The organism is Streptomonospora litoralis (assembly GCF_004323735.1).
Taxonomy (GTDB): Bacteria; Actinomycetota; Actinomycetes; order Streptosporangiales; family Streptosporangiaceae; genus Streptomonospora; species Streptomonospora litoralis.
On the sequence record NZ_CP036455.1, the window covers coordinates 2,311,792 to 2,323,719 of the forward strand.

Here is an 11,928-nt window from a genome sequence, read left to right on the forward strand (position 1 = left end):
CCCTTTTGTGGAGTGGTGTTGCGTGTCTAGCTTTCCGTTCCGCGTTGCGCTACGGAAATTCCCAGCACACCGGCATGATCGGGGCGGTATCGGAAATTCGGCTGTGTCGTGTGTCACACGCCGCGGGTCGCCGCCTGAGTAGGCATTCCGCGTCACCGCGCCGACGCCGCGCCGCCCTGTGGGCGGTCGCGACACGACCACTCCCGCGAGCCCGCCCGAGCGCTCCGAGCACCGTCCCACTACAGTGGTGCGGGAAACCAACCGCGTCGGTCGGTTTCACGGAGGAGACCCCCTTCCCCTCCGTGATGGCCGAGCCGAGCCGACAACTGTCAGCCAGCAGCCGCTGCAAGGAGTCACTCAACGTGTCCCGTCGCCTTTTCACCTCCGAGTCGGTCACCGAAGGCCACCCCGACAAGATGGCCGACCAGATCAGTGACGCGATCCTCGACGCGATGCTCAAGGACGACCCGGCCAGCCGCGTCGCCGCCGAGACCCTGATCACCACCGGACAGGTACACGTGGCCGGTGAGGTCACCACTCAGACCTACGTCGACATCCAAGACATCGTCCGCCAGAAGATTCTGGAAATCGGGTACGACTCCTCCGCCAAGGGCTTCGACGGCCAGTCCTGCGGAATCTCGGTCTCCATCGACGCCCAGTCCCCGGACATCGCCCAGGGCGTCGACACCGCCTACGAGGCCCGTGTCGAGAACGAGGACGACGCCCTGGACAAGCAGGGCGCGGGCGACCAGGGCCTGATGTTCGGCTACGCGAACAACGAGACCCCCGAGCTCATGCCGCTGCCGATCAAGCTGGCCCACGCCCTGGCCGAGCGCCTGTCCGAGGTCCGCCACAACGGGACGGTGCCCTACCTGCGTCCCGACGGCAAGACCCAGGTCACGGTGGAGTACGAGGGCCAGAAGCCGGTCCGCCTGGACACCGTCGTCGTGTCCAGCCAGCACGCTCCCGACATCGACATGGACGAGCTCCTCTCCCCGGACATCAAGGAGCACGTCATCGCCCCGATCGTCGCGAGCTACGGGCTTGAGTCCGACGACTACCGGCTGCTGGTCAACCCCACCGGCCGGTTCGAGATCGGCGGCCCGATGGGCGACGCCGGCCTGACCGGCCGCAAGATCATCGTCGACACCTACGGCGGCTACGCCCGCCACGGCGGCGGTGCCTTCTCCGGCAAGGACCCGTCCAAGGTCGACCGCTCGGCCGCCTACGCCACGCGCTGGGTCGCCAAGAACATCGTCGCCGCCGGCCTGGCCGAGCGCGCCGAGGTGCAGGTCGCCTACGCGATCGGCAAGGCGCACCCGGTCGGCGTCTTCATCGAGACCTTCGGCACCGAGAAGGTGGCCCCCGAGGTGATCGAGAAGGCCGTGGACGAGGTCTTCGACCTGCGTCCCGCCGCGATCGTGCGCGACCTGAACCTGCTGCGCCCGATCTACTCCAGCACCGCGGCCTACGGCCACTTCGGCCGCCAGGACGAGCGGTTCACCTGGGAGTCGACCGACCGCGCCGCGGCTCTGAAGTCCGCCGCGGGCGCCTGACGCTCCGCTGATCCGACGGCGAGCGCCCCTGACCATCCCGGTCGCGGGCGCCCGGCGCTGATGCACGCCCGGCCGCGGCCCCGTTTTCGGGGTCGCGGCCGGGCGTTTTCGTGCGCGTGGTCTCCGCGAAGCGCAGGGTGGTCGGCGGGCGGGGCGCTGGCATGGTCGCAGGCGTGATGGCGGCGAAACGCCGATATTAGCCGTATCCGGCCGGTCGCTCCGAGTAGCATCCGGTGGTCGGGCCGCATCGCTAGCGTGAACGGGAAGAAGAAGGGAATGCCCGTGGCTATGGAACTATGCGAGCGCCCGCACACGGTCGAGGCCGACCCGGTTCGCGTGATCGCCGAGCAGATGGTTGTTCCCGAGGGCTCGAATGTGGAGATCCTCGGAGGACGCATCTACGTGAGTGCAGCGCCCATGCATGTTCTCATCGCCCATGAGATCATGGAGCAGTTGATGGAGCGGTTCTCCGGCACGGATCGCTGTCCGACGACGGCTGGTGCGGCCGTTGGAGTGGACATCAGAAAAGGGGACTTCGTCATCCCCGATGTCGTGCTGACAACCCGCAGTGCCCTCCATGTGGATCGGCCGATGCTGCCCGTAGCGGATGTCGAATTCGTCGTCGAGGTGGTTTCCAAGGGGAGCGTCGAGAAGGACGTCGAAATCCTCCCGACGCTGTACGCCGAGTGGGGGATGCCGATCTACCTGCTTGTAGACCCGCGAGCGGTCTTGTGGCGCCTATCGTGAACTTATGGTCGCGGAATGCGCTTTCCGGGGTCATAAGTGCACGGTAGACGGGAGAAGCCGCCGGGCCGCTCCGCCGGCCGCCGTCACCGGCGAGCCCCCGACGCGGTGGGCGCAGGCCTGGCCCCGCTGCCACCGTCGCCGCCGCTTTTCCGTAAGACCACCCGCCGCCCGGCAGATCAGCAAGACCGCGCAGCCAACCCGAGCCGCCCCCGCCGACTCCGGCGCGGCCCCGGGAGCGCCTTCACGCGGCAGGGGTGTCTGGGTGGTGGTCTCCTGGGCCGTCGTCGCGCTGCTGCTGGGCTACGCCCTCGTTCGCATCACCGCCACAGCCGCCCGTCTGTTCACGGGCTGAGGCCGCGTGCGGTGGCGGCCGCACGCCGCAGCGGTCCCGGCGGCTACAACCGCACCGTCGTACTCCGCACGATCTCGAAGACCGGGTGGGTGGCGACCTCCTGCCGGAACGTCTCGACCGGGGCGTCGGGTTCGGCGGTGAACTGCTGGGACACCATGATCGCGCGGGGGTGGTCCAGGTAGTCCTTGAGCACCGGGGCGGCGCGGTCGGGGCCGGATTCGACGACGCTGATCAGCTCGATCCACCCGCCGTGGCGCAGCGTGGCGAATCCGTCGCGGCGGAGGTTGCGCACCCATCCCGACTCGCCGTAGACGCCGACGAGGTACCTGCCGTGCTCGTTCTCGACCAGGCTGACGGGCGTGGTGCGCAGGAACCCCGAACTGCTGCCGCGCGTGGTGAGCAGCCGCAGGTCACCGGGGCTGATGCCGTACCTGATGAACCCCCCGATGACGGCGTTGGCGGTGCGCCACAGCCGCGTGCGGGGAAAGCGGCCGGCCTCGTTTGCCATCGACCTCTCCCTTGCTCGGTTGCCCCCATTGTGGTGCCTGCGCGCACTGACCGCACCTCGCACCGCCTTCCCGGCCCCCTACCGGAACGCCGAGACCCCCGTCACCGCCTGGCCGATGCTCAGCGCGTGGATCTCCTCGGTGCCCTCGTAGGTCGCCACGGTCTCCAGGTTCACCATGTGCCGCATCACCGGGTACTCCAGGGTGATGCCGTTGGCGCCGTGCACCGACCGGGCGCTACTCGCCACCCGCTGTGCGGCCGCGACGTTGCCGAACTTGCCGAGGCTGATGTGGTTGCGGTGGCAGTCGCCGGCGTCCTTGAGCCGGCCGATCCGCAGTGCGGTCAGCCCGGCCTGGTTCACGTCGAGGACCATGTCGGCGAGCTTGCGCTGGGTGAGCTGGAAGCCGGCGATGGGCCCGCCGAACTGCTCGCGGGTGGTGGCGTAGTCCAGCGCGGCCGCGTAGCAGGCGCGCGCCGCTCCCGCCGCGCCCCAGACGATCCCGAAACGGGCCTCGTTCAGGCACGACAGCGGAGAGCCCAGACCCGCGGAGTGCGGCAGCACCGCGTCGGCGGGCAGCCGGACGCCCTCCAGGACCAGTTCGGAGGTGATCGAGGCGCGCAGCGACAGCTTGCGGTGCACCGTATTGGCGGTGAAACCGGGCGTGTCGGTGGGGACGACGAACCCGCGGACGCCCTCGTCGGTGGCGGCCCAGACGACGGCGACGTCGGCGACCGAACCGTTGGTGATCCACATCTTGGTGCCGTCGAGCACCCAGTCCGAGCCGTCGCGCCGGGCGCGGGTGCGCATCGAGCCGGGATCGCTGCCGGAGTCGGGTTCGGTCAGGCCGAAGCAGCCGATCGCCTCGCCCGCGGCCATGCGCGCGAGCCAGGTGCTCTTCTGCTCCTCGGAGCCGAAGCGGTGGATGGCGAACATGGCCAGTGAGCCCTGCACCGACACGAAGCTGCGCAGCCCGGAGTCGACCGCCTCCAGTTCGCGGCAGGCGATCCCGTAGGCGACCGCGTTCGTGCCTGCGCAGCCGTGGCCCTGCAGGTGCATGCCCAGCACGCCGAGGTCGCCGAACGCCTTGGCCAGACCGCGCGGGTCGGGCAGCGTGCCGGCCTCGAACCAGTCGGCGATGTGCGGGCGCAGTTCACGGTCGGCGAAGGCGCGGACGGCGTCGCGGATGTCGGTCTCCTCCGCCGACAACGTGGCGTCGAGGGCGAGGAAGTCCTGCGGATCGGGTGCCTCGGGCCGCAAGCGGTCGGTCATTTCGCGGATGCCTCCTTCTGGCGCGGAACTCCAGTGCGGGATCGTGGGCGCGGCGTCCGGGCGCTGCGCGGAACCCGGTGCGGGCTCTTTCGGAAGTGGACGGGCGCGGACGGATCGTGGACGGCGCCGCGGCGGCGCCCACACACCGCGGGATCGCCTCGCGGCACGGGTTTCGGCTCGCGGCGCGGAAACATCAGTCCGACGGCGGCGCGTGCGCCGACTCGCCGTCCCGGCGCTGCGCCTGATGGACCGTGCCGCGCTCGACCAGCCGGGCGATGCGGTCGGCGCCGACGCCGAACTCGCCGAGGACGGCGGCGGAATGCTCGCCCAGCAGCGGGGGAGCGGTGGTGGCGCGCTCGCCGCCGGAGGCTGCCGAGCCCATCCGGAACCCTGCGCGTACCAGCTCCAGCGGCCCCGCCGCGGGGTGGTCGGCGTGCAGCAGCACGTCGTCGCCGGCCTGCTGGGCGCTGCGCAGCGCATCGAGCACGCCGCGGACCCGGCCGACGGGAACCCCGGCCTCCAGCAGGCGCTCCAGCCAGTCCGCGGCGGGGCGTCGGCGCAGTTCCGCGGTGATCTCGGCGACGAGTTCGGCGCGGTGCGCCACCCGGTCGGGGTTGGTGGCGAACCGGGGATCGGCTGCGAGGTCGCCGCGTCCCAGCACCTCGCACAGGCGCCGGTAGAGTGCGTCGTTTCCGGCGGCGACGACGATGTCGGAATCGGCCGTGGGAAACGCCTGATAAGGGACGATCGAGCCGTGGGTGTTGCCCGCCCGCTCGGGTTCTTCGCCGGTCACCAGCGCCTGCTGCGTGACGTTGGCCAGGCCGGAGAGCGCGGAGTTGATCAGCGAGACGCTGATGTGCTCCCCGCGGCCGGTGGCGCGGGCCCGCACCAGCGCGCCCAGGACCGACACCGCCGCGTTGAGCCCGGTCAGCACGTCGGTGATGGCCACTCCGGCCTTGGTGGGCGGCCCGCCGGGTTCGCCGGTGGCGGCCATGAACCCGCTCTCGGCCTGCACGATGAGGTCGAAGCCCGGTCGCCGGGCCGGTTCGTGCTCGGGGCCGAAGCCGCTGATGGAGCAGTAGACCGCGGCGGGATTGCGTGCGCTGACGTCGCCGTAGCCCAGTCCGAGGCGTTCGGCCACCCCCGGACGGAAGTTCTGTACGACGACATCGGCGCCCGCGCACACCTCCTGCACCGCGGTGCGAACCTCGGGGTCCTTGAGATCCGCGGCCAGGCTGCGCTTCCCGCGGTTGACCGAGAGGAAGTAGCTCGCCTCCCCGCCCACCCACGGCGGCCCCCACGCGCGTGTGTCGTCGCCGCGGCCGGGATGCTCGATCTTGACGACGTCGGCGCCCATGTCGGCCAGCAGCATCGTGGCGTAGGGCCCCGCCAGCACCCGGGACAGGTCGGCTACGCGCACCCCCGCCAGCGGGCCCGCGCCTTCGGCCGGCTCCGGCGCGCTCCGGGCCGGTCTCATCCGCGCCCCGCTTCCCGATCGTGCGTCTGCGCTTCGCTCTCGCGCCGCTGGTGGAACGCCTCCAGGCAGCGGCGCAGGGCGGTGGCCAGCGCGCCACCGGACTGGCCGGCGTAGCGCCGCTGCACACGTTCGACGATCTCGGCCATGTCCTCGGTCACTGAAAGCCCCTCCACCAGCGCCCGGAAGAACTCCTTGGCCAGGTCGGTGAGCAGAGTGGTGTCGGCGGCGACGATCCTCCCGTCGGCCACGTCGACGGCGAGCACGACGCCGAGCCGCTCGTACTGCGAATGGCTCGCCACGGCGTCGGGCAGCCGGGCGTAGCCGGAGACCAGGATGATCCCGGGATCCTCCAGCAGCGGCCGGATCCCGTCGTTGCTGCGCACAGCGCACGTCCTCCCTTCGGGCAGGCGAAAACCCCGTGTTGACTGGAGTCTCGCGCCTGGTGGGGCAGCCGGGGGAAGCCGGACACCCTCGGCGGGAGGGCAGACGCCTCACAGTATCCACGACGGCCGCGCTCGGCTGTCAATCGGGTCCGGCGTGCGGTGCGTGGCCGCCCCAGGCCACCGCGGTGCGCGCCGAGCGCCCGTCCCCGTGCGCCCCGCCCGCGGCGCGGGTCCAGCACGGCCGGTGCGCCCTGCGACAGAGGTGCGCGGGAAAAAGAACCGTGAACTTTTCCAAGGGTGAATGATGTGGCTCACAACCGGTAACATCGGGCGCTGACGAAGGTGCAGCGGGCGGCCTCCACTGCCCCGGTGCCGCGGAGGCCGCGTGGACCACGCGCCCTCCGCGGCACCGGGCGCCCGCGGCACCGGCCGACGGCCCGGGGAGCGCGACCGTGACTGACCACTGGCGAGCGGTGCAATGCGACGACCAGCAGCCCCTTGCGGAGATCCCCGATCCGCGCGTGGTGCACATCAGCGAACGCTTCGGCCGCTCCGCCGCGCCGCCGGCCGCCGGTCTCGCCGGCTCCGCCCAGGACGGCGGCGCCCACGACGCCCGATCCCCGCACGCGGGTGTGCCCGCCCAGATCGGCGGCCCCGTCATGGAGGCCCGGCGCGGATTCCTGCGCCGGACCGTGGGCTATCTGGCCGCCGACGCGAGGGTCCGCCAGTTCGTCGACCTCGGGTCCCGGCTGCCCGCGGGCGACGGCATCGGCCGGGCGGCGCGCGAGTACGCTCCCGGGTCGCGGGTGGTCTACGTCGACGCCGAGTCCACCGCGGCGCTGCACGGCGGCCGCGCGGCGGCCGAGGACACCGCCGTTTCCGTGGTCGCCGTGGCGCACATGGATCCGCACGCGTTGATCGACCGGCTCATCGGGCGCGGAGTGATCGACTTCGCCGATCCGGTGGGGGTGCTCGTCACCGACACCACCGCGCTGCGCCGCGACGGCGTCCTCGTGCACGACCTCGTCCGGGCGCTGCATATGCGGATGGGACCCGGCGGCCACGTCGCCATCGCCCAGCCCGCCTCCGACTCGCGCGACCCGCACTGCCGGGAGTTCGCCGCGTCGGTCTTCGAGCCCTTCACCCTGGTCGAGCCGGGACTCACCGACATGGCCTGGTGGCCCTACCCGGACGAGGAGGTCAGCGGCGAACCGACCGGAATCCTGGCCGGACTGGGCCGCCGCGGCTGAGCGTGCCCGCCGGCGGTCGGCCGAAGGCGGGCGGGTACCCCCGGCGTCCGAGAGACCGGCGCGAAGGCATATGTACTCGGCAGGGCGGCCCGAACGGCTCAGCCGGGTACAGCGGCGGGATGGGCGGCTGACGCGCGGACGGCACGAACGGCATAGCAGGGGAGTGGCCATGACGGCGCCGGTGTGGGGCGCGGAGATCCTCGACCAACTGGAGTTCCACTGGACCACCTGCGTTTGGCCCCGGCTGCAGGGGCTGGACGACGACGAGTACTTCTGGGAGCCGGTCGAAGGCTGCTGGTCGGTCCGTCCCCGCCCGGACGGATCGTTCAGCATCGACTACGCCGCCCCCGCCCCCGATCCGCCGCCGGTGACCACCATCGCCTGGCGGCTGAGCCACATCCTCGTGGCCGTGCTGGAGATGCGCCTCGACCACCACTTCGGCGACGGCACGCTGACGCCGGAGGACGCCGTGTGGCCGGGCGGCGCCGCCGAGGCCCTCGACCGGCTCGACCGCGCCTTCCGCCGCTGGTGCGCCGAGCTCCGCAAGCTCGACGACGCCGCCTTCGCGGCGCCCGTGGGCGCCGCCGAGCCCCCGCAGTGGTCGGCGTTCCCGTTCGTGACACTGGCGCTGCACGTCAACCGCGAGATCATCCACCACCACGCCGAGGTCGCCCTGCTGCGCGACCTCTACCGCTCCCACCCGGCCCACCGCGGCGACGCCGTCTGAGGACGCACCGGCGCCGTCCGGGTCCGGGCGAGCGCCGCGGGGCGAGAGGGCGCGGGAACGCCGCCGCGGCGGGCGCACCCGCTGCGGGGGAGGCCGATTTCACGCGTGAGCACGGCGGAGCGGGGTAGCCGTCCGCCAGCCCGATCCCCCGCCGACGCGACCACGGGTGGAGACGATGGCGAACACAGCGGACGACGCCTCCAGCACCGCCGAACAGTACGCGCCGACCACGCGACTGGCCCAAGCCGCCGCGGCGCTGCGCCGCGCCCGCAGATACGCGGGACCGGAGCGCGCCACCCTGCTCATGGTGGCCAAGAGCGCTCTGGCCGCGACCATCGCCTGGGCCGTCGCCGCGCCCCTCCTCCAGTTCCAGGCGCCCGCCTTCGCGCCGTTCGCGGCCATTCTGATCATCCAGGCGACCGTGCATCAGTCGGTGGTGCGCTCGCTGCGCTTCGTCGGGGCGGCTGTGCTGGGCGTCTCACTCCAGGGGATGCTCGGCTTCTTCTTCGCGCCCAGCCTCTACACATTCGCCGCGGTCGCCGTGATCGCCCTGCTCCTAGGCAGGTGGCGGCGGCTGGAGCAGCAGGGCAGCCTGGTGACGACCTCGGCGTTCTTCGCCTATTCCGCCTTCATCACAGCCGAGGAGACCGTAGATCGCGTGGCGGTGCTGGGCCAACTCATCGGGCTGGTGCTGCTGGGCTGTGCGATCGGGTTGCTCGTCAACGTCGTGCTGCTGCCGCCGATGCGCTACCGCGGCGCCCAGTACGGACTGACCAACGTCGCCCGCTCACTGCACGACCTGCTGGGTGACGTCGCCCAGTCGATGCGGGAGCGGACGCTCGGCAGCGAGGAGGGCGACGACTGGGCCTACCGCGCCCAAGGCATCGAGTCGCTCGGTCACCAGGCCCAGGACGCCGTGACCAGCGCCCGCGAAAGCATGCGGTGGAACCCGCGGCGGATGCTCGTCCGGTACCGGCCCTCGCTGGCCGGCTACACCCAGCTCATCGGCGAGGTCTCCAGGACGGGCGGACGGCTGCGGTCGGTCACCGACATCCTGCGGCGCGTCTCCGACACCTCCGATCCCGCGCAGACGGCCTTCCTGCAGCGCTACGGCGAGTTCCTCGACCGCATCCGGACCGGAGTGGGCATGCTCGCCGACGTCGAGCCCGGCCGGCTCACCGAGGCCGAGCAGGAGTTCACGGAGAACATCTCGCAGGCGCGGCAGATCCACGACGATATGACGCAGATGGAGAACCCGGACGGCTCGGACGGCAGCGGCCACGGCAACCTCGGCGACGCCCGCGTCTACGGCGGTCTGCTGCTGGAGGCCGAGCGGATGCTGCTGGAGATGGAGTCGGCGGGCACCACCCTGCGGCAGTCGCCGGGGTGGACGACCGCGGAGTGAGGGCGGCGCGGCGGGGCCGACGCCCGCCGCCGGACCGAAAACGTTCCCCTTCGGCGACGACGAGCACGAGCGCACACCGCTCGAACCGCAGTCGCCAGGCGCTCGAACGGGTTCAGCCGATTTTAGCGAGGAGCCCCGGCTCTTCAGAGCCGGGAGGAATCGCTTCTCATCACGGCCCTGCCCCGAATACGAGCACGCCTGCGGATATCGGCGTTCGGCCCCCATCGGGGCGGCGGTGATCGTAGGATCGCCGCTGTGAAGCTCGTCGTGCAGGTCAAACTCGTGCCCGATGCCGCACAGGCGTCCGCGCTGTCAGCGACCCTGCGCACTCTCAACGAGGCCGCCAACCGGGTCTCGGCGGTGGCCTTCGACCTCGGTGTGCCGCGCACGAGCTGCGCAAGCACACCTACGCCGACCTGCGCTCCCAAGGTCTGGGCGCCCAGGCGGCCCAGCACACCATCAAGAAGGTCCGCGACGCCTACACGACGCTGGCGGCCGATATCCGGGCCGGCCACCTCGGCACACCCGGTTCGAAGCGCCGCCGCAACGCCGAGTCCGCGCCGATCTCCTTCCGGCCCCAGGCCGCCCCACCCCTTCGACGACCGGTGTCTGAGCTGGCAGTACGATCAACAGAGGGTCTCCATTTGGACCACCGCAGGCCGGTTGAAGAACGTGGGTTTCGCCTGCGCACCGGAGGCCCTCAAGACGCTGATCGAGCACCGGCAGGGCGAATCCGATCTGGTCGAACGCGACGGCGTGTTCTACCTGATGGCCACCTGCGAGGTGCCCGAAGCCGAACAGTATGAACCGGACGGGTTCATCGGTGTGGATCTGGGCATCGCCAACATCGCGACCACCTCCACCGGCTACCGGGCGGCCGGGCGGGGCTTGAACCGCCACCGCAAGCGCCAGGCCGCCCTGCGGACCAAACTCCAGGCCAAAAAGACGACATCGGCGAAACGCCGGCTCAAGAAACGCAACCGCCGCGAGCGGCGCGACGTTGCGAACACCAACCACGTCATCGCCAAGCAGATCGTGACCGAGGCTGAACGCACCTCATCCGGTATCGCCCTGGAAGACCTGACGGGCATCCGGCAGAGGGTACGGCTTTGCCGGCCCCAACGGGTCGCGATCCATTCCTGGGCCTTCGCCCGGCTCGCCGCCTTCATCACCTACAAGGCCAAGCGGGCCGGGGTCCCGCTGGTCTCGGTGGATCCGGCCTACACCAGCCGGGAATGCGCCGAATGCCGGTACATCGACACGAGGAACCGGGTCGATCAGGCCCGGTTCGTGTGCCGGTCGTGCGGGGTCGTTGCCCACGCCGACCGCAACGCTTCCCGCGCCATCGCCCGCCGGGGCGAGGCTGCGTGGAATGCGGGGCGTGAGTCGCGCGTCCCTGCCGCCCCGTAAGGGGTGTCTGGACGGAGGAGCCCACCCGGCAGCCGGTCGGGCGGCTACCTCCAAGCCCGCCTATCAGGGCCTATCAGGGCCTATCAGGGCCGGGTCAAGTTGACTCCTCCTCCGGGATTCCACTGCCGTCGATGTGGTCCGCCCAGTCGTCGGTGTCCGCCTGCAGCCAGTACGGCACGAGGCTGAAGGGGAACGGCGCGTCCGTTTTGAACACGTCGCGGCCGACGGCACGGGAGGCGTCCCGGTACTGGCCGTCCTCCAGCCGCAGTTCGATGATGCCCGCTTCTTCGGCCACCTCGCCGGGATTGACGATCCAGTAGGACTCGATCCCGAACTTGGCGTACTCGAACCGCTTGATGTGGTGGTCGTGGAACACGCTCGACTTCGAGACGATCTCGACGGCCAGCAGCGGCGGGCGGGTCAGGTAGGGCTCCTCGCGTGCGCTGCGGTGGATCACCGAGAGGTCCGGAATCCGGTGGTGTGTCCGGTCCGCGTTGAAGTTGATGCCTGCCCCACTCGCCCTGATGAAGCCCTTCGGGGACTGGCGAAACAGAGCGATACTCAGCCGCTCGTTGATGTCGGCATGCAGCAGTGACGGCGCCGGTGACACGTCAAGCCGCCCGTCGACCAGCTCGTAGCGCTTGCCGTCGTCCGGCGTGTGCTCCAAGTCCTCGACCGTCAGTGGGCGCGGATGCGGATCCGTCTCGCCGATGCTCATGAGTACCATGATGCCTCCTTGCGTTCATGGGTACCAGTATTCGAAATCCGTGTTCGGTTGCGGGTGGGTACGCTGCGATTTCTCAGCGCCGGTTTCCGGCATGTCACCCGCAAGCCGCAAAACGCC

Annotated in this window: 11 protein-coding genes; 6 read left to right on the forward strand and 5 right to left on the reverse strand. The window is 71.0% G+C overall.

Going from position 1 to position 11,928, the window contains the following annotated elements:
- Positions 1–362 precede the first annotated feature (362 nt).
- Complete coding sequence (gene metK, locus EKD16_RS10005) at positions 363–1,556, forward strand: methionine adenosyltransferase (protein WP_131098135.1); 1,194 nt, start codon at positions 363–365, stop codon at positions 1,554–1,556.
- Between the two features lie 255 nt (positions 1,557–1,811).
- Entirely contained in the window at positions 1,812–2,303 is a 492-nt protein-coding gene (locus EKD16_RS10010) for a Uma2 family endonuclease (protein WP_131098136.1), read from the forward strand.
- A 395-nt stretch (positions 2,304–2,698) separates the two neighbouring features.
- Here the strand turns inward: EKD16_RS10010 and EKD16_RS10015 are convergent, their stop codons facing one another.
- The 4 genes from EKD16_RS10015 to EKD16_RS10030 form a co-directional block, all read right to left on the reverse strand.
- Positions 2,699–3,163 (reverse strand): nitroreductase/quinone reductase family protein, encoded by a 465-nt coding sequence (locus EKD16_RS10015; RefSeq protein ID WP_131098137.1) that lies wholly within the window; start codon positions 3,161–3,163, stop codon positions 2,699–2,701.
- A gap of 78 nt (positions 3,164–3,241) precedes the next feature.
- Positions 3,242–4,432 (reverse strand): acyl-CoA dehydrogenase family protein, encoded by a 1,191-nt coding sequence (locus EKD16_RS10020; RefSeq protein WP_131098138.1) that lies wholly within the window; start codon positions 4,430–4,432, stop codon positions 3,242–3,244.
- Between the two features lie 193 nt (positions 4,433–4,625).
- Positions 4,626–5,909: a CaiB/BaiF CoA transferase family protein gene (locus tag EKD16_RS10025; protein WP_131098139.1), complete on the reverse strand. Its 1,284-nt coding sequence runs from the start codon at positions 5,907–5,909 to the stop codon at positions 4,626–4,628.
- The gene (locus EKD16_RS10030; protein WP_131098140.1) at positions 5,906–6,292 is read right to left on the reverse strand and encodes a DUF3870 domain-containing protein; all 387 of its coding nucleotides are present in this window, start codon (positions 6,290–6,292) and stop codon (positions 5,906–5,908) included. The genes EKD16_RS10025 and EKD16_RS10030 overlap by 4 nt, the downstream gene beginning before the upstream one ends.
- A gap of 452 nt (positions 6,293–6,744) precedes the next feature.
- Between EKD16_RS10030 and EKD16_RS10040 the strand changes: the two genes are divergently transcribed.
- The 4 genes from EKD16_RS10040 (at position 6,745) to EKD16_RS10055 (ending at position 11,084) form a co-directional block, all read left to right on the forward strand.
- Positions 6,745–7,542, forward strand: a complete 798-nt coding sequence (locus tag EKD16_RS10040) for an SAM-dependent methyltransferase (protein ID WP_131098141.1) — start codon at positions 6,745–6,747, stop codon at positions 7,540–7,542.
- A gap of 169 nt (positions 7,543–7,711) precedes the next feature.
- Entirely contained in the window at positions 7,712–8,269 is a 558-nt protein-coding gene (locus EKD16_RS10045; RefSeq protein WP_131098142.1) for a DinB family protein, read from the forward strand.
- A gap of 175 nt (positions 8,270–8,444) precedes the next feature.
- Positions 8,445–9,674, forward strand: a complete 1,230-nt coding sequence (locus EKD16_RS10050; protein ID WP_131098143.1) for an aromatic acid exporter family protein — start codon at positions 8,445–8,447, stop codon at positions 9,672–9,674.
- Positions 9,675–9,929: 255 nt separating this feature from the next.
- Positions 9,930–11,084 (forward strand): RNA-guided endonuclease InsQ/TnpB family protein, encoded by a 1,155-nt coding sequence (locus EKD16_RS10055; protein ID WP_341351873.1) that lies wholly within the window; start codon positions 9,930–9,932, stop codon positions 11,082–11,084.
- Between the two features lie 94 nt (positions 11,085–11,178).
- Here the strand turns inward: EKD16_RS10055 and EKD16_RS10060 are convergent, their stop codons facing one another.
- A complete protein-coding gene (locus tag EKD16_RS10060; RefSeq protein WP_341351874.1) occupies positions 11,179–11,811 on the reverse strand; it encodes a Uma2 family endonuclease in 633 nt (210 codons plus the stop codon).
- Positions 11,812–11,928 lie beyond the last annotated feature (117 nt).

What these genes read in the sequence shown, in the direction of transcription:
- EKD16_RS10060 (WP_341351874.1), bottom strand. Translation starts at nt 11,811, where the DNA reads ATGGTACTCATGAGCATCGGCGAGACGGATCCGCATCCGCGCCCACTG.
- EKD16_RS10025 (WP_131098139.1), bottom strand. Translation starts at nt 5,909, where the DNA reads ATGAGACCGGCCCGGAGCGCGCCGGAGCCGGCCGAAGGCGCGGGCCCG.
- EKD16_RS10045 (WP_131098142.1), top strand. Translation starts at nt 7,712, where the DNA reads ATGACGGCGCCGGTGTGGGGCGCGGAGATCCTCGACCAACTGGAGTTC.
- EKD16_RS10015 (WP_131098137.1), bottom strand. Translation starts at nt 3,163, where the DNA reads ATGGCAAACGAGGCCGGCCGCTTTCCCCGCACGCGGCTGTGGCGCACC.
- EKD16_RS10050 (WP_131098143.1), top strand. Translation starts at nt 8,445, where the DNA reads ATGGCGAACACAGCGGACGACGCCTCCAGCACCGCCGAACAGTACGCG.
- EKD16_RS10020 (WP_131098138.1), bottom strand. Translation starts at nt 4,432, where the DNA reads ATGACCGACCGCTTGCGGCCCGAGGCACCCGATCCGCAGGACTTCCTC.